Origin of the sequence: Caulobacter sp. 17J65-9 (genome assembly GCF_010975005.1) — a bacterium.
GTDB lineage: Bacteria > Pseudomonadota > Alphaproteobacteria > Caulobacterales > Caulobacteraceae > 17J80-11.
In genome coordinates, this window is sequence record NZ_JAAIVC010000055.1 from 1 (window position 1) to 20,973 (window position 20,973).

The 20,973-nt window shown below is 70.3% G+C and carries 11 protein-coding genes and 1 pseudogene; 4 read left to right on the top strand and 8 right to left on the bottom strand.

Annotated features, from left to right (window positions below; genetic code table 11):
• A pseudogene (locus G3573_RS10435) lies at window positions 1-570 on the top strand (hypothetical protein); the annotation flags it as partial.
• A gap of 15 nt (window positions 571-585) precedes the next feature.
• Here the strand turns inward: G3573_RS10435 and G3573_RS10440 are convergent.
• A complete protein-coding gene (locus G3573_RS10440) occupies window positions 586-1,767 on the bottom strand; it encodes an MFS transporter (protein ID WP_163261028.1) in 1,182 nt (393 codons plus the stop codon).
• A gap of 103 nt (window positions 1,768-1,870) precedes the next feature.
• On the opposite strand from G3573_RS10440, the gene G3573_RS10445 reads away from it, so the two are divergent.
• Window positions 1,871-2,782: a LysR family transcriptional regulator gene (locus G3573_RS10445; protein WP_163261029.1), complete on the top strand. Its 912-nt coding sequence runs from the start codon at window positions 1,871-1,873 to the stop codon at window positions 2,780-2,782.
• Here G3573_RS10445 and metH read toward each other — a convergent pair.
• The 4 genes from metH to G3573_RS10465 all read right to left on the bottom strand — a co-directional run bounded on the left by metH (window position 2,779) and on the right by G3573_RS10465 (window position 8,621).
• Window positions 2,779-5,445, bottom strand: a complete 2,667-nt coding sequence (metH, locus tag G3573_RS10450; protein WP_163261030.1) for a methionine synthase — start codon at window positions 5,443-5,445, stop codon at window positions 2,779-2,781. The genes G3573_RS10445 and metH overlap by 4 nt on opposite strands.
• A gap of 217 nt (window positions 5,446-5,662) precedes the next feature.
• Window positions 5,663-6,727, bottom strand: a complete 1,065-nt coding sequence (locus tag G3573_RS10455; protein ID WP_163261031.1) for a homocysteine S-methyltransferase family protein — start codon at window positions 6,725-6,727, stop codon at window positions 5,663-5,665.
• The gene (metF, locus tag G3573_RS10460) at window positions 6,724-7,662 is read right to left on the bottom strand and encodes a methylenetetrahydrofolate reductase [NAD(P)H] (RefSeq protein WP_163261032.1); all 939 of its coding nucleotides are present in this window, start codon (window positions 7,660-7,662) and stop codon (window positions 6,724-6,726) included. Before metF ends, G3573_RS10455 begins: the two co-directional genes overlap by 4 nt.
• Window positions 7,659-8,621 carry a metalloregulator ArsR/SmtB family transcription factor gene (locus tag G3573_RS10465; RefSeq protein WP_163261033.1) on the bottom strand — a complete coding sequence of 321 codons (963 nt, stop codon included), beginning with the start codon at window positions 8,619-8,621 and terminating at the stop codon, window positions 7,659-7,661. The genes metF and G3573_RS10465 overlap by 4 nt, the downstream gene beginning before the upstream one ends.
• 150 nt (window positions 8,622-8,771) lie before the next feature.
• Between G3573_RS10465 and G3573_RS10470 the strand changes: the two genes are divergently transcribed.
• Window positions 8,772-9,473: an SDR family NAD(P)-dependent oxidoreductase gene (locus G3573_RS10470; protein ID WP_163261034.1), complete on the top strand. Its 702-nt coding sequence runs from the start codon at window positions 8,772-8,774 to the stop codon at window positions 9,471-9,473.
• Window positions 9,474-9,529: 56 nt separating this feature from the next.
• Here G3573_RS10470 and G3573_RS10475 read toward each other — a convergent pair whose 3' ends face one another.
• Both G3573_RS10475 and G3573_RS10480 read right to left on the bottom strand, forming a co-directional pair.
• Entirely contained in the window at window positions 9,530-16,168 is a 6,639-nt protein-coding gene (locus G3573_RS10475; protein WP_163261035.1) for a peroxidase family protein, read from the bottom strand.
• Window positions 16,169-16,515: 347 nt separating this feature from the next.
• Complete coding sequence (locus G3573_RS10480) at window positions 16,516-19,341, bottom strand: peroxidase family protein (protein ID WP_163261036.1); 2,826 nt, start codon at window positions 19,339-19,341, stop codon at window positions 16,516-16,518.
• Window positions 19,342-19,735: 394 nt separating this feature from the next.
• Between G3573_RS10480 and G3573_RS10485 the strand changes: the two genes are divergently transcribed.
• Window positions 19,736-20,197, top strand: a complete 462-nt coding sequence (locus G3573_RS10485; protein ID WP_163261037.1) for a hypothetical protein — start codon at window positions 19,736-19,738, stop codon at window positions 20,195-20,197.
• Between the two features lie 21 nt (window positions 20,198-20,218).
• Here G3573_RS10485 and G3573_RS10490 read toward each other — a convergent pair whose 3' ends face one another.
• Entirely contained in the window at window positions 20,219-20,719 is a 501-nt protein-coding gene (locus tag G3573_RS10490) for a hypothetical protein (protein WP_163261038.1), read from the bottom strand.
• Between the last annotated feature and the right edge of the window lie 254 nt (window positions 20,720-20,973).

Here is a 20,973-nt window from a genome sequence, read left to right on the forward strand (position 1 = left end):
GTCGCCACCCGCGCGCCCGACGCCGCCGCCGCGACGCCCGCCGCCCCGGTCTACACCCGGCGGTCCTTCGACGCCGCCGCGACGTCGGACGCCCCCGTCTCCACCCGCGCGGCGGACGCCGCCCCGCCCAGCCCAGTCGCCGACATCCTGCCGCAGGGCGCGCCGGCCGACGACTTCGGCTTCGTGGCCTGGTGCTCCGGCGTGCTCAGCGGCCACATGGACCTGGCCGAGCGGGTCCAGGACAAGCTGCCGCTGGACGAGGCCCAGACCAAGATCGGCAAGGCCTACCTGGCCGGCTACGCGATGGCGCTGGACGCCGCGCCGGAAGGTCGGACCGAGGCCGGGCGCAAGCGCGCCATGGCCGAGCGCGAGGACGGCTGGAAGAAGTGGGACGAGGCCCGCAAGGTCGACCACCAGCTGGGCGCCGACTCCTACCTGGCCTGGCAGCTGCCGCCCCGCTGCGAGCACGCCGCCCAGCGCCTGGCCGGCCGGAAGGACATCTTCCGCCTGAACGCTTCTGTCGAGCACGCCGGCGACGCCGAGGGCCCGGTGGGCCGGCCGAAGTCCTGAGCCTGAGCTTGGGGCTCAGGCGTCGGCCAGCGCCGGGACCGCTCGTGACGCGCGCCGGTCGAGGGCCAGGCTGCCCAAGGTCACGGCCAGACCGGCGACGGTGACCAGGGCGGCGCTCCACGGCAGGGCGCCCAGGCCCGGTCCATGATCGATCACCGCGCCGCCCAGCCAGGCGCCCAGCGCGTTGCCGAGATTGAAGGCGGCGATGTTCAGGCTGGCGGCCAGGTTGCGGCCGCTGTCGCCGGCGGTCTCCAGCACACGCAGCTGTAGCGGCGCGACGGTGGCGAAGGCGGCGACGCCCAGGAGGCCGATGGAGAGCACCGCGCCGATCTTGTCGTGGACGGCGAAGGTCATGAGGCCCAGCACCACGGCCAGGCCGACCAGGGTGCCGACCAGGGCCGGGGCCAGCCTGCGGTCCGCGAGCCGCCCGCCCAGCAGGTTGCCGACCGCCAGCCCGCCTCCGAACACCAGCAGGATCGGTGCGACCGCGGCCTTCGGGAAGCCGGTCAGTTCGGTCAGGATCGGCTGGACGTAGGTGTAGAGGGCGAACACGCCGCCGAAGCCCAGGACCGTCATCAGCAGGCCCAGCAGGACCTGCGGGCGGGCCAGCACGGCCAGTTCCTGGCGCAGCGGCACGGCTTCGCTTTGTCCGCTGTCGCGCGGCACGAAGCGGGCCAGCACGACCATCGCGATCAGGCCGATCGCGGCGACCGCCCAGAAGGTGGCGCGCCAGCCGAAGGCCAGGCCCAGCCAAGCCCCGAACGGCACGCCCAGCAGGGTGGCGGCGGTCAGGCCGGTGAACATGACGGCAATGGCGGTGGCCTTGCGGTCGGGCGCGACCAGGCTGGTGGCGACCACCGAGCCCACCCCGAAGAAGGTGCCGTGGGCCAGCGCGGTGACCACGCGGGCGACCATCAGGGACGTGTAGTCGGACGCCAGGGCGCAGCCGAGATTGCCGAGGGTGAAGATGGCCATCAGGGCCAGCAGCACGGTCTTGCGCGGCAGGTTGCGGGTGGCCAGCGTCAGGACCGGCGCGCCGGCGAACACGCCGAGCGCGTAGCCGGTGATGAGCAGGCCGGCGGCCGGCACCGACACGCCGAGATCGGCCGAGACCTGCAGCAGCAGGCCCATGATGACGAACTCGGTCGCGCCGATCCCGAAGGCGCCGGCGGCCAGCGCGTAGACGGCGATAGGCATGAGCGGCTCCAGCGGTGCGGAACAATGGGAGCCGTCAAATGGCGGACGCGCCGTCCGTGAACTAGATAATCGCCAGGCACACCGCCTGTGAGGTGAATTCAACATGGCGCGGCTGGAGACCAACCGTTCCGGCGAGATGGAAGTGTTCGCCCGCGTGGTGCAGTACGGCGGCCTGTCGGCGGCGGCGCGGACGCTGCGCATGACCCCGTCGGCGGTCAGCAAGCTGCTGACCCGGCTGGAGGAGCGGCTGGGCGCGCGGCTGATCAACCGCTCCACCCGCAAGCTGCAACTGACGCCGGAGGGCGCGGCCTTCTACGACCGATCCTTGCGGGTGCTGGCCGACATCGACGAGGCCGAGCGCGAGGCGGCGGCCGGCTCCAGCCCGCGCGGGCGGGTGCGGGTCAACAGCAGCGTGCCGTTCGGCGTGCACCAGCTGCTGCCGCTGGTCCCGGACTTTCTGGCCGAGCACCCGGAGGTGACGCTGGACCTGGTGCTGACCGACCAGGTGGTCGACCTGCTGGAGGAGCGCTGCGACGTGGCGCTGCGGGTCGGGCCGATGCGCCCGTCGCAGCTGATGGCGCGCAAGCTGGGCCAGAGCCGCATGGCGGTGGTCGCCGCCCCCGCCTACCTCGCGCGGCACGGGACGCCGACGACGCTGGAGGCGCTGGAGGGCCACAACCGCATCGGCTTCAACTTCGCGCGCAGCTTCGAGGAATGGCCGTTCCTGGTCGACGGCGCCATCCAGACCGTACCGGCCTGCGGCGACGTGCAGGTGGGCGACGGCGAGAGCGCGCGGCGGCTGGCGGTGGCCGGCGTCGGCCTGGCCCGGCTGGGTGTATTCCACGTCGCCGAGGACTTGGCCGCGGGACGGCTCCAGGCCGTGCTGGAGCCGCTCAATCCTGGCGACCACGAGGACATCCACGCGGTGTTCATGGGCCAGGGCGGCCATCTGCCCGCGCGGGTGCGCGCCTTCGTCGACTTCCTGGCCGAGCGGGTGAAGCTGGCGGCGGCTTAGGCCGCCGCCTCGCGCGCCGCCGCCGGGTCGTAGTCCAGAATCGGCGACAGCCAGCGTTCGGCCTCTTCGACGCTCCAGCCCTTGCGGCGGGCGTAGTCGGCGACCTGCTCGCGGGTGATCTTGCCGACCCCGAAGTAGTGCGCCTCCGGCCGGGCGAAGTAGAGGCCCGAGACCGAGGCCGGCGGCGTCATGGCCAGGCTCTCGGTCAGCTCCATGCCGGCGTTGGCCTCGGCCTGCAGCAGGCGGAACAGGGTCAGCTTCTCGGTGTGATCGGGCTGGGCCGGATAGCCGGGGGCCGGGCGGATGCCCTGGTACTTCTCGGCGATCAGGTCCTCGACCGTCGCGGTCTCGTCGGCGGCGTAGCCCCACAACTCGCGGCGTACACGCTTGTGCATCGCTTCCGCGAAAGCCTCGGCCAGGCGGTCGGCGAGCGCGGTGACCAGGATGGCGGAATAGTCGTCGCCAGCCGCCTTGAAGCGCTGGGTGATCTCGACCTCGCCGTGGCCGGCGGTCACCGCGAAACCGCCGACCCAGTCCGGTGCCACGCCGACCGGGGCCACGAAGTCCGACAGCGCCGTGTTGGCCTTGCCCTCGCCCTTGGCCATCTGCTGGCGAAGGGTGTGCAGGCGGGCCAGTTCGGTGGTGCGCGCCTCGTCGGCGTAGACGATCACGTCGTCGCCGTCGGCGTTGGCCGGCCAGAAGCCGACCACGCCGCGGGCCTCGACCCAGTTCTCGGCGATCATCTTGTCCAGCATGGCGCGGGCGTCGCGATAGAGGTCGCGCGCCGCCTCGCCGACGATCTCGTCGTCGAGGATCTGCGGGAAGCGCCCGATCAGCTCCCAGCTGGCGAAGAAGGGCGTCCAGTCGATGTGCTCGGCCAGGTCGGCCAGGTCGTAGGGCGCGAAGGCGCGCACGCCGGTGAAGCTGGGGGCCGGCGGCGTCCACGCCTCCCAGTCGATCTGGAAGCGGTTGGCGCGCGCCTCGGCCAGGCTGGAGCGCGGCTTGGCCGGCCCGCGGCCATAACTCTCGCGCACCTTGCGGTACTCGGCCTTGGTCTGCTCGACGAAGGGAGCCTTCTCGGTCGGCGACAGCAGGTTGGAGACCACGCCCACGGCGCGGCTGGCGTCCAGCACGTAGACGGTGGGCCCGCGCCGATAGGCCGGCTCGATCTTCACCGCCGTGTGGGTTCGGCTGGTCGTGGCCCCGCCGATCAGCAGCGGCAGGGACATGCCGCGTCGCTCCAGCTCGGAGGCCACGAACACCATCTCGTCCAGCGAGGGCGTGATCAGGCCCGACAGGCCGACGATGTCGGCCTGATGCTCGACGGCGGCGTCCAGGATCCTGTCGGCCGGAACCATGACGCCGAGGTCGACGACCTCATAATTGTTACACTGCAGGACCACGCCGACGATGTTCTTGCCGATGTCGTGGACGTCGCCCTTCACCGTGGCCATGACCACCTTGCCAGCCGACTTGCGCTCCTGGCCTTCCTTCTCGGCCTCCATGAACGGCAGCAGCCAGGCCACCGCCTGCTTCATCACGCGGGCGGACTTCACCACCTGCGGCAGGAACATCTTGCCCGCGCCGAACAGGTCGCCGACGACATTCATGCCGTCCATCAGCGGGCCTTCGATGACGTGCAGCGGGCGCTCGGCCTTCAGCCGCGCCTCCTCGGTGTCGGCCTCGATGAAGTCGGTGATGCCGTGCACCAGGGCGTGGGCCAGGCGCGCCTCGACCGGCTGCTCGCGCCAGGCCAGGTCCACGACCCTGGCCGCGCCCTTCTCGCCCTTGTACTTCGGGGCCAGGTCGACCAGCCGCTCGGTCGGGGAGACGCCGCCGCGCGGGCTGCGATTGAGGATCACGTCCTCGACCGCCTCGCGCAGCTCCGGATCGATGTCGTCGTAAACCGGCAGGTCGCCGGCGTTGACGATGCCCATGTCCATGCCCGCGGCGATGGCGTGGTACAGGAACACCGAGTGGATGGCGCGGCGGACCGGCTCGTTGCCGCGGAAGCTGAACGAGACGTTCGACACCCCGCCCGACACCCGCGCGTAGGGCAGCATCTGCTTGATGCGCCGCGTCGCCTCGATGAAGTCGACGGCGTAGTTGTCGTGCTCCTCGATGCCGGTCGCGACCGCGAAGATGTTCGGGTCGAAGATCACGTCCTCGGGCGGGAAGCCCAGCTGATCGACCAGGATGCGGTAGGCCCGCTCGCAGATCTCGACCTTGCGAGCGGCGGTGTCGGCCTGGCCCTGCTCGTCGAAGGCCATGACCACCACGGCGGCGCCGTAGCGCAGGCACGCCCTTGCGTGCTCGACGAAGACCGCCTCGCCTTCCTTCAGCGAGATCGAGTTCACGATCGCCTTGCCCTGCACGCACTGCAGGCCGGCCTCGATCACCTCCCACTTGGAGGAGTCGATCATGATCGGCACCCGGGCGATGTCGGGCTCCGAAGCGATCAGGTTGAGGAAGGTGACCATGGCCGCGCGGCTGTCGAGCAGCCCCTCGTCCATGTTCACGTCGATGACCTGGGCGCCGGCCTCGACCTGCTGGCGGGCGACCGACAGGGCCTCGGCGTACTGGCCCTCGGCGATCAGCTTGCGGAATTTGGCCGAGCCGGTGACGTTGGTCCGCTCGCCGACGTTGACGAAGATGGGGCGCATCAGGCCTCTCCCAGATCTCCCCCCACTGGGGGGAGGAGCCCGCGCAGCGGGCGATGGGGGGCTCCAGCTTGACGCGCCGGAGACCGCCGCCGCGACAGCGTCGCCCACACAGAAATTCGGTCTCGAAGCGGAACCCCAGCACTCCGCTGGAGCCCCCCATCGCCGTCCTGACGGACGGCTCCTCCCCCCAGCGGGGGGAGATCTTTGGCGGGCCGCATCAGCTCACCAGTTCGAACGGTTCGAGCCCCGACAGGCGCATGGCGCGCGGGCGCTCGGGGACGGCGCGCGGCTTCACGTCGGCGACGGCTTTCGCGATGGCGCGGATGTGGTCCGGCGTCGTGCCGCAGCAGCCGCCCAGGATGTTGACCAGGCCGCTGCCGGCCCATTCGCCGAGGAAGCCGGAGGTCTCGCCCGGGCCCTCGTCGTATTCGCCCATGGCGTTGGGCAGGCCGGCGTTGGGATAGGCGCCGATCAGGGTGTCGGCCACCCGCGCCAGCTCGGCCAGGTGCGGGCGCATCAGCTCGGCGCCCAGCGCGCAGTTCAGGCCCACGGCCCACGGCCTGGCGTGACGGATCGAGTTCCAGAACGCCTCGACCGTCTGACCCGACAAGGTGCGCCCCGAGCGGTCGGTGATGGTGCCGGAAATCCAGATCGGCAGCGGCTCGTAGCCCTGGTCCTCCAGGTCGAGGATGGCCTTGATCGCGGCTTTCGCATTCAGCGTGTCGAAGATGGTCTCGACCAGGAAGACGTCGACGCCGCCCTCGTGCAGGGCGCGGGCCTGCTGGGTATAGGCGTCGTAGACCTGGTCCCAGGTCACGCCACGGGCGGCCGGATCGTTGACGTCCGGGCTGATCGACAGGGTACGGTTCAGCGGCCCGATCGAGCCGGCCACGAAGCGCGGCTTGTCGGGCGTCTTCTCTGTCCAGCGGTCGGCGCTCTCGCGCGCCAGCTTCGCCGCCGCCAGGTTGATGTCGGTGACCGCGGCCTCCAGCGCGTAGTCGGCCTGGCTGATCGCGGTGGCGTTGAAGGTGTTGGTCGAGGCGATGTCGGCCCCGGCCTCGAAGTAGGCGTCGTGCAGGCCGGCCACGGCGTCCGGCCGGGTCAGGCACAGCAGGTCGTTGTCGCCCTTCAGCGGGTGCGGATGGTCGGCGAAGCGCGCGCCCCGGAAGTCCTCCTCCGACAGGCCCATGCGCTGGAACATCACGCCCCAGGAGCCGTCGAGGATCAGGATCCGCTCGCGGGCGGCGGCCTTGAGCGCGGCGATACGGTCGGCGCGGGTCATGCGTGAACCCCTTCGCGCACGCCCAGCACCCGGCAGATGGCGTAGACCAGGTCGGCGCGGTTGAGCGTGTAGAAGTGGAATTCGGAGAAGCCTTCCTCCTCCAGCCGGGCGCACATCTCCGCCGCCACCGAGCTGGCCAGCAGGCGGCGCGTGTCGGGATCGTCGTCCAGGCCGTCGAACAGGTTGGCCAGCCACTGCGGCACCGAGGCCTGGCAGCTCTCCGACATGCGGCACAGGCCGCGGAAGTTGGTCACCGGCATGATCCCCGGCACGATCGGGATGGTGATCCCGGCCGCCCGCGCCCGGTCGACAAAGCGCAGGAAGGCGTCGATGTCGAAGAAGAACTGGCTGATGGCGCGGGTCGCGCCGGCGTCGATCTTGGCCTTCAGCACGTCGAGGTCGTGGTCGATCGACGGGCTTTCCGGGTGCTTCTCCGGATAGACGCCGACGCTGATCTCGAACGGCGCGATGCGCGCCAGGGCGGCGGTCAGTTCGGTGGCGTTGGCGTAGCCGTCGGCCGGCGGCGCATAGACCCCGCCCACGCCCGTCCCGCCCGGCGGGTCGCCGCGCAGGGACACGATGTGGCGCACGCCGGCGTCCCAGTAGGCGCGCGCGACGTCGTCGACCTCGCCCTTCGACGCCTCGACGCAGGTCAGGTGGGCGGCGGGTTGCAGGCAGGTCTCGTCCAGGATGCGGCGCACGGTGCGGTGGGTGCGCTCGCGGGTCGAACCACCGGCGCCGTAGGTGACCGAAACGAAGGACGGGCCCAGCGGCTCCAGCCGCCGGATCGAATTCCACAGGTTGGCTTCGGCCTCGTCGGTCTTCGGCGGGAAGAACTCGAAGGAGACCTTCACCTGGCCGTGCTCGCGGCCGCCGGCGCGGGCGACGGGACCGAGCGGCGAGAGCAGCAGGGCGCGGGCGGCGGCCAGGCTCATGCGGCGCTCCTTTCGGCCTGGGCGCGCAGGCCGGTCCAGATCTTCACGGTCAGGCCCTCGCGGTCGGGGGCCAGTTCGACCGGCTCGACGCGGTCCAGGTCGGCCTCTTCCAGCCAGCGATCCATCTCGTCGTCGGCGAAGCCGAGGCGGCGGTGCTGGTGGTCGGTGCGCAGGAACTCCAGGGCGTGCGGCGCGAAGTCCACGACCAGCAGCCGGCCGCCCGGGCGCACCAGGCGCGCCGCCTCGGCCACCGCGGCGGCCGGGTCGGACAGGTAGTGCAGCACCTGGTGCACGACCACGAGGTCGGCGCTGTGGGCCGGCAGGCGGGTGGCGAAGATGTCGCCGTGGCGCAGCTCGACCTTCTCCAGGCCCGCGCGCGCGACGTTGGCGCGGGCGATGTTGAGCATGTGCTGGGAAAGGTCGAGGCCGACCGACATCTTGGCGCGACGGCCCAGCAGGGTCAGCATGCGGCCCGAGCCGGTGCCGAGGTCGACCACCCGATCGAACGTCCCCGGGCCGGCCGCATGGTCGATGGCCGCCTCCACCGCGTTTTCCGGCACGTAGAGCGAGCGGATCTCGTCCCAGCGGGGCGCGATCCGCTCGAAGTACTCCGCCGCCGAGGCTTCGCGCTCGGTGCGGACCTCCCCCAGGCGCTGGAAGTCGCGGTCGGGCTGGCCGTCGTCGTGCAGCAGATCCAGCACCGCGTCGGCCAGACGCCGGCGCGGGCCGTCCGTGGCGAGGCGGTAGAACACCCAGGCGCCGTCGGGGAATCGCTCGATCAGCCCCGCTTCGCTCATCAGCTTCAGATGCCGTGAAACGCGCGGTTGGCTCTGGTCGAGAATCCGCGACAACTCCATCACCGACAGCTCTTCGGCCGCCAGCAAGGCTAGGATGCGCAGGCGCGTAGGCTCGCCAGCGGCGCGCAGGACTTCGACGGCTTCGTCAGCATTCAGGCTCATGGGCCATATAAAGATATCTTTATATGGTTATGGCAAGCGGAAACGCGCGCCTGTGAAGGCGTTTGCGCGCGCTTCGATCCGGAAATCCCGCTGACCGACATCCCGACCGCGCGGCCGCGGGTTGATGCGCGACAGGCGATGGAGCGCGTCATGGACAAACCGGTCTGCGTGGTGGTCGGCGTGGGCGAAGGCAACGGCGCGGCCCTGGCCCGGCGCTTCTCCGACGACGGCTATGCGACGGCCCTGCTGGCGCGGGGGCTCGACTACACCACCGCGCTCGCCGCCGAGCTTCCCGACAGCAAGGCCTACGCCTGCGACGTCGGCGAGGCGCGCGCCGTGGGCGAAGCCTTCGCCGCCATCCGCCACGACCTCGGCGAGCCGGCGGTGCTGGCCTACAACGCCGGCTCCGGCGTCTGGGGCTCGGCCGAGGAGATCTCGCCCGCCCAGTTCGAGGCCGCCTGGCGGGTCAACGCGCTGGGCCTGCTGCTCTGCGCGCAGCAGGTGACTCCGGCGATGAAGGCGAAGGGCGCGGGCGCGATCGTCGTCACCGGGGCCACCGCGTCTCGCCGGGGCGGGATCAAGACCGCGGCCTTCGCGCCGGCCAAGGCGGCCCAACGCAGCCTGTGCGAGTCGCTGGCCCGGCGGCTGTGGCCGGCCGGGATCCACGTCGCCGTCATCATCGTGGACGGCGTGGTCGACCTGCCGCGCACCCGCGCCGCCATGCCGGACAAGCCGGCGTCCTTCTTCGTCCAGCCCGACGACGTGGCGGCGAACGCCGCCTGGCTGGTCGCCCAGCCGCGCTCGGCCTGGTCGTTCGAGATCGAGGCGCGGCCCTTCGGCGAGACCTGGTGAAGAAAAGGGCGGGAACCGCGAGGTCCCCGCCCTCCAGACTGGGGTCGGCCCGGCGCTCAGCCCCAGTGCCAGTCGTCGACCTTCACCATCGAACTCAGGGCCACGTTCTTCAGCGTGACCGTCTCGCCGGTCGTGAAGCTGAACACCGTGTCCAGCCCGACCTGGGCTGCCGTGGGCGCGGCCACGTGGCCCTGGTAGGCGCTGAAGTCCAGGTCGTCGTCCGTGCCGCCGGCCCTGAAGTTGAAGATGGCGTCTTTGCCCGAGCCCGGCGCGAAGACGAACAGGTCGTCGCCGGCCCCGCCGTCCAGGACGTCGTTGCCGCCCAGGCCCTCGATCCGGTCGTTCCCGCCCAGGCCGTTGATCCGGTCCGAGCCCGCGGTCCCGACCAGGTTGTCCGCCCCTTCGGTGGGCGTCGCGGTCGGGGTGGGAGTCGGCGTCGGAGTCGGGGTGGGTGTCGGCGTAGGCGTAGGCGTCGGCGTGGGCGTGGGCGTGGGCGTCGGCGTGCCGCCGCCGTCGGCCGCGCCCCAGTGCCAGTTGTCGATCTTGGTCAGCGCCGACATGGCGACGCCCTTCAGCGTGACCCGGTCGCCGTTGGTGAAGTCGAACACCGTGTCCGCGCCGGACTGCGACACGCTCGGCGAGAGGCCCGAGGACTGATGGCCGCTGAAGTCCAGCCGGTCCTCAGCGTTCTTGAAGTTGAAGATGGTGTCCTGGCCGGAGCCGGCGGCGAACAGGAACACGTCCTTGCCCGCGCCGCCGTCCATCAGGTCGTTGCCGCCGGCGCCGGTGATCCGGTCGTCGCCGCCCAGGCCGTTGATCCGATCCGCGCCGCTCGTGCCGACCAGGATGTCGCTCCCCTCGGTCGGGGTCGGCGTAGGTGTCGGAGTCGGCGTGGGTGTCGGCGTGGGCGTAGGCGTCGGGGTCGGAGTCGGAGTAGGCGTCGGAGTGGGCGTCGGAGTCGGCGTGGGTGTCGGCGTAGGCGTCGGGGTCGGCGTCGGCGTCGAGCCGCCCCAGTGCCAGTCGTCGGTCTTCGCCAGGGACGACATGGCGACGCCCTTCAGCGTGACCTTGTCGCCGTTGGAGAAGCTGAACACCGTGTCGGCGCCCGACTGGGTCACCGTCGGGGCCAGGCCCGCGCCCTGGTGGCCGCCGAAGCTCAGCTGGTCCTCCGCGGCCTTGAAGTTGAAGATGGTGTCCTGGCCCGAGCCCGTGGCGAACAGGAACTGATCGCGCCCGGCGCCGCCGTCCATGATGTCGTTGCCGCCGCCGCCGGTGATGTGGTCGTCGCCGCCCAGGCCGTTGATGCGATCCGAACCGGTCGTGCCGATCAGGTTGTCGGCGCCCTCGGTCGCCACGAGGTTCGGCGTGGGCGTCGGCGTGGGGGTCGGCGTCGTCGAGGCCTCGGCCGCGCCCCAATGCCAGTTGTCGATCTTCGCCAGGGTCGACAGAGTCACGCCCTTCAGCGTGACCCGGTCGCCGTTTGAGAAGCTGATCACCGTGTCGGCGCCCACCTGGCTGGCGGTCGAGACCAGGCCCACGGCCTGCTGGCCGACGAAGTTCAGGCCGTCTTCGGCGCCGTTGAAGCCCTCGATGGTGTCGCGTCCGGAGCCGAGCGCGAACAGGAACTGGTCCGCGCCGGCGCCGCCGTCCATCAGGTCGTCGCCCGCGCCGCCGGTCAGCCGGTCGGCCCCCTCGCCGCCGTCCAGAGTGTCGTTGTCGGCCCCGCCGTCCAGCACGTCGGCGCCGCCGCCGCCGAACAGGGTGTCGTCTCCGCCCAGGCCGCTGAGGCTGTCGCCGCCGGCGCCGCCGGCCAGCAGGTTGGCCAGACCGTTGCCGGTCAGGGCGGCGGCGTTGGTCCCGATGTGGCGGAGGTTCTCGACGTTGTCGGAAAGCGTGTAGCTGGCCGCGGTCGAGAACACCGTGTCGACGCCGTTGGCGGCGAGCTCCTGGACGATGTCGGCGGTGTTGTCGACGAAGTAGGAGTCCGCGCCCGCGCCGCCGATCAGGGTGTCGACCCCGGCTCCGCCGTCCAGCCGGTCGTCGCCCGCGCCGCCCTGGATGCGGTTGACTAGCGCGTTCCCGGTGGCGCTGAACGGCCCGGCCCCGGTGAAGATCAGGTTCTCGACATTGTCGGGCAGGACGTACTCGGCCAGCGCCGTGCGCACGACGTCGGCCCCCTGCCCCGACGCCTCGGTGACCACGTCGTCGAGGCTGTCGACCACGTAGGTGTCGTCGCCGAGCCCGCCGATCATGGTGTCGGCCCCGGCGCCGCCGTCCAGGAAGTCGTTACCGGCCCCGCCGTCGAGCCGGTCGTCGCCAGCGTTCCCGCTCAGCGTATCGGCGCCGCCGAGGCCCGACGCGTCGTCGTCGCCCGCCGTGCCGCTGAAGGGGTCGGGCCCGCTGCCGCCGACGAACAGATCGCCGACCACGCCGGTGGCGGCCGAGGCGACGTGCTCCACCGTGCCCCGGTCGTCGGTGTAGGTGGCGACCACGCGCAGCTGGCGGCCGACCTGGCCCTGGCCGGGCGAGAAGGCCGCGCCGGCGCCGCCGGGAATGTCGGTCCAGGTCGCGCCGTCCAGCACCTGCCACTGGTAGGTGAAGGCGGCGTTGGCCACGCCGTCGGGGTCGGTGATCCCAAGCGCCGAGGCGTTCAGGGCCTTGCCCTCCGTCGGCGTCGTGTCGCTGACCAGCGGCAGGCCTGACGGCGCGTCGTTGACGTTGGCCACCACCGCGGTGGGGGCGGAGGTCACGCTCTCGCCGGCCCCGAGGTTGTCCTCGAAGAAGGCCATCACGCGCAGCCGCGCACCGACATGGCCCTCGCCCGGCAGGAAGCTGGCGCCCTCGCCCACGTCCAGCCAGATGTTCGGGGCGGTCTCCATCTGCCAGACGAAGCGCAAGGTGCCGGGCGCGATGCCGTTCGGATCGGTGAAGGCCTGGGTGGCGGTCAGCAGCTGGTCCTCGGTCGGGGCCGTGCTGCTGAGATTGATCGTCCCGGTGGGCGCCTTGTTGGAGGTGATCAGCACCAGCTGGTCGGCGAACTGCCAGCGCTCGATGTTGCGCAGGGTGTCGGCCCCGTCGGCCAGGGTGCCGCGCGCATGGATGATGGTGGTGGTGCCGTCGCCGTTGTTGATGATGTCGTAGTTGGCCCGCACGTCGGAGAAGACCGCGGTGTCCACGTCGGTGTCGGCCGCCGCCGTGAGGATCTCGCGGATGATCTGGCCGCCGGCCGAGCGCGAGGTCAGCCGCACGTTCAGCCAGGCGTCGCCGTCGATGAAGTCGTCGCCGCCGCGGCCCTCGATGATGTCGCTGCCGGCGCCGCCCAGGATGATGTTGCCGCCGTCGAAGAATGCAGCGCCGCGAAGCAGCGTCTGCAGGCCGTTGATCAGGCTGGTGTCGAACAGCGCGTTCGTCAGGCCGGCGCCGGTGGGGGTGTTGAGCTCGACGGCGGTGACGTTGTCGCCCCGCAGCACGTCGTCGAAGCGCGATCCGGACAGGCCCTCCACCTCCTGGAAGCGGTCCAGCAGGGCGTCCGGCGAGCCCGGGGGAACGACCACGTTGGCGCGCACGGTCAGGTCGACGGTGAGGCCGCGCGTGTCGTCCTTGTAGGTGATCCAGTCGTAGCCGGTGCGCCCCATGTGACGGTCGGCGCCTTCACCGCCGACGAAAATGTCGTCGCCGTGCTCGCCGTCCATCTTGTCGGAGCCGGAGCCGCCGATCAGCACGTCGTCGCCGCCCATGTTGCTCAGCGCCAACAAGGCCCCGTTGTCGCCGACGATGCCGTCGCCCTGGCCGCCACCTTCGATCCAGTCGTCGCCTTCGTTGCCGGTGACCTCGTCGGTGCTGTCGCCGGCGATGATGATGTCGTCACCCCCGCCGCCGAAGAGCTCGTTCGGATCCGAGCCGCCGTTGAGGAAGTCGTCGCCGAACCCGCCGAGGATCAGGTCCAGCCCCGGCCCGCCGTTGATGGTGTCGTTGCCGTCGCCGCCCTTGATCGTGTCGTCGCCGAAGGAGTCGGTGATGACGTCGTCTCCGGCGCCGCCGATGATCGAGTCGTTGCCGGCCCCGCCCTCCAGGATGTCGTTCCCGTCGTCGCCCCAGAGGGTGTCGTCGCCTTCGCCGGAGATCAGCCGGTCGGCGACGTCGGTGCCGCCCATCACCACGTGGTCGACGCCGGTGTAGCGGATGCCGCCGGACACCTGGACGACCTCGCCCGACGGCCAGGTGGACGGGTCGCTGCGCTCGATCGTGTGGGTCGGCGTGGAGAAGACGTTGAACGGCAGATGCTTGGTGTCGGTGTTGCGCATCACCAGCTCGGCGAAGGAGTTCTCCTCGAGCTGGGTGAGGAAATTGAGGCCGGCCGTTCGCGACAGGTAGTAGAGCCGATCGCCGTCCTGCAGCTTCTCCATCTGTGTTTCGAACACGAAGTTGAAGGTCGAGCCCAGCAGCCCCCCGAACGGCGCCTGCTTCTCGGCCAGGCCGCCGACCCAGAAGTCCACGTCGTCCAGCCCGGTGGTCGTCACCCCGCCGGGCGTGCTGGCCCAGGTGCCGGTGCTGTTCAGGAAGTCGATCGCGTCGCCCGGCGCGTTCGCCCCGCCCAGCACGATGTCGGCGGCGGCCGCGCGCTTGTCGGCCAGGGTCATGGCCCCGGTGATGGTCGGGTGCAGGCCGTAGGCGGCCAGGAAGTTGATCAGCGATTCAGGGTGCCGGATGCCCAGGCCGAAGTCGGCCCAGCTCTCGTAGGGCCGGAGCGCGGAATCGCCGCCGGTGCCCTCGAAGAACTCGCGCCGCGCGGCGTTCAGCGAGGGAATGCCGGTGTCGCGGCCGCGCGCGATGTTGATGGTCGCCAGGTCCAGCGGCAGGCCCAGCAGATTGTTGCGGAGCGCGCCGGTGACGAACTCGTCGATCTCGTTGCCGACCTGGCGGGTCATGCCGCGCACGACGGCGCCGGCCGCTTCTGCGGGGGTCGCGCCGCTGGCGGCGAACTCCAGCGGATTGAGGAAGGCCTGGATCAGCCCGATGTCGTTGTCCGTCCCGTCGGCGTTCGTCCGCGCGATCGTCTCGGTCAGCATGGTGTGGCCGAAGCGATAGACCGTGTGGGCGAACTCCGCGACGATCGCCGGATCGATGTCGGTCTGGTAGGAGTCGAAGACGTTCACCGCCGGCTGCACCTTGCGGGCGAACTCCTCGAACACGAGGTGCTGGTACTGCATCTCGGTGCCGAAGCGCGCGGATTGGAACAGGCGCTCGCCGTTCCACTGCAGGCCGGCGATCTCCTCGGCGGTGGTCGGGAAGTCCGCCGGACCGGTCCCCGGGATCAGCCACTGGTCCAGGAACGCCAGATCGTTGGTGGCGAGCACCACCTCCTTGACCTGCTCGACCAGGTGGTTGTGCTCGGAATGGAAGACGTGGTGGACGGTGGTCAGGCCGATGTTTTCGTTCCCGCGCCCGTCGCCGGTGATGTAGTGCGCGTCCAGCAGCTCGTCGTCGTAGAAGCCGGGCGGCGGCGGCGCGTCAGGCGCGTTGACCGCGTCGTCGAGGTCGGCCTGCAGCATGTTGCCGTTGCTGTCGCGCGGGGCGGCCGCGTGGGCGATGTCGTCCAGGAACGAGTGGCCGGTGCGCACGGCGGTTTCCGTGCCGATCGGCGCGGTCGGGTCTCCCTCGACCAGGCCCGTGGTGGTGACCAGCTGGACGAAGCCGTGCTCGCCGCGCAGGAAGCGGCCGTACTCGTCGGTGGCCAGCAGGGGCACGTTGGTCACGTCGGCGTCGGTCAGGGTGACGCCCAGCAGCTTTTCCGCCTGCGCCTTCACCACCGCCCAGGTGGCCAGGCCGCCGGTCAGCACGTCGTCGTCGGTGAAGTATTCGCCGTCCACCCCTGCCTGGCGGTTCTCAAGCAGCTTGCCGGTCGCCTGCGGGTGGCCGTCGGCGTCCAGCGCGTATTCGCGCAGGAACACCTGATGCGAGGCGTGCGAGGTGTAGGTCTGGTTCTGGTCCACCCACGGGGTCGTGGTGTTGGTGTGCTCGTGGATGTCGTCCGCAGTGCCGAGGATGTTGTCCGGCCCCGGCAGGTTGGTCGCGCGGGTCAGCACCATGAAGTTGGTGTGGCTGTCGTCCGCGTTGCCGGGGATGTGGTCCGGCCCGGCGTCGTAGAGCGGGTCGTCCGGCTTCAGCGGGATAAACACCGTGCCGCCGCCCTTGGTGACCAGGTCCAGGCCGTGGTCGAAGAACTGGCCGAACAGGGTGAACCACGAATTGAACGGGGCCGAGAGGCCGGCGTCGGGCGCGACGTTGGGGATCAGCCCGTCGTGGTCCGGGTCGGCGGCGGCGGCGGACGGATTGGTCCGCCAGTCCTGGTCGACGATCAGGTTGCTGATGGTGCGCGGCTGGGAGTCGACCACCAGCCCGCCGGGCTGGGCGTAGCTGGTCGGCATGGCCGGCGCGTCGCCCGGGCCGTCCGGATCGAAGGTCTCGCCCGGACGGAAGTTCGGCGTGGTCAGGCGCGGAAAGACTTGGTCGGCCGCGCCGTAATTGCTCTGGCCCGCGATCAGGTTGTTGAACGTGCCGTCGACGGTGCGCAGGCCGAGCGGCTGGGACGGATCGGTGATCAGATCCGGCAGGGGCGTGCCGGCGGCGTTGGCCTCGGCGATCTGGATCTGCTGCAGGATGAATTCGAGGTCGGAACGGACCAGCTGTACCATTGTGCTGCGCTCTCTTGTCGGATTGGAACGGAAGCGTTCCGCCCGCCAGAGCTGCACGCGGCGTTGGTCAGAACCCGTACGTTAAAGCATCGGTGAACACCTCTGCTGAAGCCGCTTAGGATGCGGAGCTGTATTCTCGCTCGCTATATCTCCAAGCGTAAAACCCCTGCGGACTGACCTGACAGTAAGTTGCAGGACAAAGCTCGGCTGACACCGGGATCATGGCGAAGATTACTGGGACCGACCTAGGTTTGCGCCCAACCGTCGCCGAACGCAAAAGGGCGGGAGCCCTGAGGTTCCCGCCCCGCCGCGACCGGGATTTCCCCCGGTCGATCAGTCCTGGTCGATCAGCTCCAGTGCCAGTCGTCGACCTTCACCAGGGAGCTCAGGGCCACGGTTTTCAGCGTGACCGTCTCGCCGGTCGAGAAGCTGAACACCGTGTCCGCGCCGACCTGGGCCACCGTGGGCGCGGCGACGTGGCCCTGGTAGGCGCTGAAGTCGAGGTCGTCGTCCGCGCCGCCGGGCTTGAAGTTGTAGATGGTGTCCTTGCCTGAGCCCGGCGCGAAGACGAACAGGTCGTCGCCCGCCCCGCCGTCCAGCACGTCATTGCCGCCCAGGGCCTCGATCCGGTCGTTTCCGGCCAGACCGTTGATCCGGTCCGCCCCGGCCGTGCCGACCAGGTTGTCGTCGCCCGGCGTGGGCGTCGCGGTCGGAGTCGGCGTGGGCGTGGGTGTCGGCGTAGGCGTCGGAGTCGGAGTGGGCGTGGGCGTGGGCGTGGGGGTCGGCGTGGACGCGCCGTCCGCCTGGCCCCAGTGCCAGTCGTCGATCTTGGTGATCGCCGACATGGCCACGCCCTTCAGGGTGACCTTGTCGCCGTTGGTGAAGCTGAACACCGTGTCCGCGCCGACCTGGGCCGCGACCGGCGCCGGGCCGGAGCTCTGATGGCCGGCGAAGTTCAGGCCGTCCTCGCCCGGCTTGAAGTTCCAGATGGTGTCCTGGCCGAAGTTGGCGCCGAACAGGAACTGGTCCCGGCCCGCGCCGCCGTCCATGACGTCGCTCCCGCCGCCGCCGGTGATGTGGTCGGCGCCGGCCAGGCCGTTGATGCGGTCCGCGCCCGAGGTGCCGACCAGATTGTCGTCGCCGGCCGTCGCGTTGAGGTTGGGCGTCGGCGACGGGGTCGGGGTCGGCGTGGGTGTCGGAGTCGGCGTCGGGGTGGGTGTCGGCGTCGGGGTCGACGTCGTGACCTTGAAGATGTCGTCCGGCAGGTTGGTCAGGCCGGTGTTGCGGGCGATGATGTCGGAGAACTCCTGCCCCTTGATCAGGCCGAGCAGGTTCGTGTCCTTCAGCCGGTCCAGATAATAGAACCGGTCGCCGTCCTGCAGCCGGTCCAGCTGCTCCAGGAAGACGTAGGAGAAGGTCGAGCCCAGCTGGCCGCGCTCCGGCCTCTCAGCCAGGCCGCCGATCCACAGGTCGACGTCGTTGACGTCGGCGTAGACCGACTTGAACAGCGGCAGCAGCGACGGGTCGCGCAGCGCCGCGCCGAACTCCTCCCAGTTGGCGTAGGGGCGCATGTGACTGTCGCCCTTGCCCTCGTCGACGCCGAAGTTCGAGGCCTGGCCCTGCTGGGCCAGCCGACTGCCGTTCTCGAAGATGTAGCGGCGCACGTCGTTGAGCGACATCAGCCCGACCTCGCGGCCGCGGGCGATGTTCAGCGCGGCCAGGTCCAGCGGCACGCCGACCAGCTGGTTGCGCACGGCGTTGACCACGTTCTCGTCGATGGCCTGGTGGGCCACCTGCACGCTGCCGGAGATGATCGACCCGGTGCCCAGCGCCTTGAACTCGGCCGGGTTCAGGAAGGCGTCGACCAGCGACACCTCCTTCAACTGGCCGGTTGTCGGATCGACGAAGGGGATGGTCTCGTTCACCATCGAGTGGCCGACGCGATAGACCGCGTGCGCGAACTCCTCCGAGATCGTGGCGTTGACGTTGGGGTCGTAACCGCCGAAGCCGTGCTCGCCGCCGCCGTTGATGCCGCCGCCCAGCGCCTTGGCGAACTCGTTGAACACCACGCGCTGGTACTCGCCCTCGACGACGATCTTGGCCGCTTCGAAGATCCTGTCCTCGGTCCACTGCGGCTGACCGGCGGTCATGCCGCGGATCTGGTCGACCAGGGCGTCGTGCTCGCGGTGGAAGATGGTGTGCACCGGCGTCAGGCCGATGTTCTCGTTCACCCGTCCGTCACCGGCCACGTAGTGGCTGAGCAGCTTGGTCAGGAACGCGGTCGGCACGTTCGGGATGAACACGTTGGCGTCGCCGGCGATGTCGAGCAGCAGCGGATGGCCCGAGCCGCCGGCGTTGCGATAGTCGAGGAAGTGCGCGTCCGCGCTCAGGATCGACCAGCCGGCCGCGGCGCTGCCCGCCGCCTTGGCCGCGGCGATGGTCGAGGCCGACACCCCGTTGTTGAGCAGGATGTCCTCATAGGTCGGCAGGTTCTCGAACCCGGCCGCGTCGTGGCTGCCCGAGGCCAGCTTGGCGGTCTTGATCAGGTTGCCGTTGGCGTCGTGCAGCAGGTTGCCGTTCGCGTCGCGTTTGCTCTCGCGCAGGAAGAAGGTGATCCGCTCGTCCGAGCCGTAGGTCTGGTTCTGGTCGACGTAGGGCGAGGTCTTGTTGATGTGCTCGCGCGGGCTGTCGATGCCGGTGCCCGGGGCCGCCGCGCCGCGCGTCATGAAGATGTTCGGGCCGCCCGCCGACAGCGGGTCGCTCGGATCGACCGGGATGCTCAGCAGGAAGTTGTTTGGATCGCCCTGCGAGTCCCCGCGCAGGATGAAGTCCAGGCCGTGGTCGAAGAACTGGCCGAACGACATCAGGAAGAGGTTGCCCCCGAACGTGTTGGGGATGGCGTCGGCCGCCGTCTCCTGGCCGTCGCCGTTGATGTCCTCGCGGGCGATGACGTTGCTGACCACCCGCTCGTTGGGCAGGGCCACGCCGTTGCGGCCGGTTTCGTTCGGCGTCGATATGCCGTCGTCGTAGGCGGCCGGGGTCAGGCGCACGAACGGATTGTCGGCGGCCCCCCAGGTCGGGTGGGCGAGGTTGTTGCCCTCCCCGCTGACGTTGCGCACGCCGTTCGGGTTGGTCACTTGCTGGAAGAGGAAGTCGAGATCGCTTTGCCGCAAGGCAAGAGACGCGGTCGAGCCTGCCATCTGGCTACTCCACTGTGCAGCCCGCGCTTATGTGCGCCGTGCCGGCGGCGCGGGGCGCCGACAGACGTTGCCTCCAAGACGTCCGGAAAATTACTGGGCGCGCGACGGCGAAGCAGCGCCTTATTCACTCAAGCTGCAGCCCCACAGCCGATCTATACAGTAATAACCGAAACGCAATTCATTGAAGGCCGCTTTATACGTCCCCGCAAATGCGCACATTCACTCAGGTGAATTCCACCCAGTTTGACTACGTATACTTTGGGGAACACCAAACCGCCCGACGAAAAGCTTGTCGGCCAGCTTGGCGCCGTTGACAGGGGCGGGGGATCGACGATCAGTAACGACGGGTCCGGAGGGGAACGGTCCGATGAACTGGAAGACGACGGGGGCGGCCACGCTGGCGGCGGCGCTGGGGACGAGCGCGGCGTTGGCCCAGGAGGATCCGACCCGGGTGATGATGATCGAGGGGGCGCCAGGGTTGATGCTCTACGCCGCGCCGTCCTACCTGCCGGACGGCAAGCCGGTGGACCAGATCTACGTGATCAACCACAGCAAGCAGCGCTACTGCGTGCGCCTTGAGATCGCCATGCAGAAGTTCGTGCACGCCGACCACAAGGTCGTCGTCACCGCCTCGGCGCCGGGCGTGAACATGCGGATCAATCAGGTGAAATTCCTGATGCCGAAGAGCAGCTACCTGCCCAAATACCGGGCCACGCCCCTGCCGGACGGCGAGAGCTGGTCCTGGTGCAAGCAGGCGCTCAAGCAGATGCCCCCAGAGAAGACGCCGGGGAAGACGCCGGAGACGGCGCCGGCCGCGCCGGGAGCCTGAGCGCGACGTCGCGGGGCGACGTCAGCGGCGCTCGTAGAAGTCGACCGCCGCGTGGGCGGCCGCGTCGTAGGCCTCGAGCGCCGGCGCCGCCTTGGCCGTGCCGCCGCCGTTTCTCACGGTCAGGAAGTAATCTTCCCAATGGCGGTAGGCGACCTGGCAGAGCTTGTCCCGCTCCGCGTCCCGGTCGCCCGTCGAGAGGCGAAAGGTGCGGTAGTTCTCCCAGGAATAGCCGGTGCACGCGGTCTCGCGCGCGAGCCATTCGGTGCGACCGTCGTGCTCCGCCATGATCCGCGCCGCAGGATCGGCCGACGTCGCGGCCGCGGGCGTCGGCGCGGCGTAGGCGCCGGCCAGCGCGTCCCGCTCGATCTGGTCGGCGGAGGCCAGCATCTCGGCGATCTCCTCGGGCGGCAGCTGGCCGCGCATCTGCTCGGCAGTCACGCGCATCTGCCGCGCGATCTCCACCATCTGCGCCGTCGTGTCCGCCGACAGGGCCAGGGCGGCCGCCATGAAAAGCCCGATCATCTGCGTGCACCCCTTCTCTCGCCACGTCCCGCCGACGCCGGCGGGAGGCGCCCGGCGTCGAAGAACGCCGGTCCGTCAAATCGCGGCGACGCTAATGCAGGAAGAACGGCCGAGGGACAAGCCGCCGGCGCCGGCCGCCCCGGAAGCGTGATCGCGGCGCATCAGCGCCCCGGCGCCGCCGCCTGAGCCGGCTCGCCCGCGTCCTGCGGCTGGACCGCCTGCGCCTTGGCGGCCTCGCTCCGGCGGATGCGCGC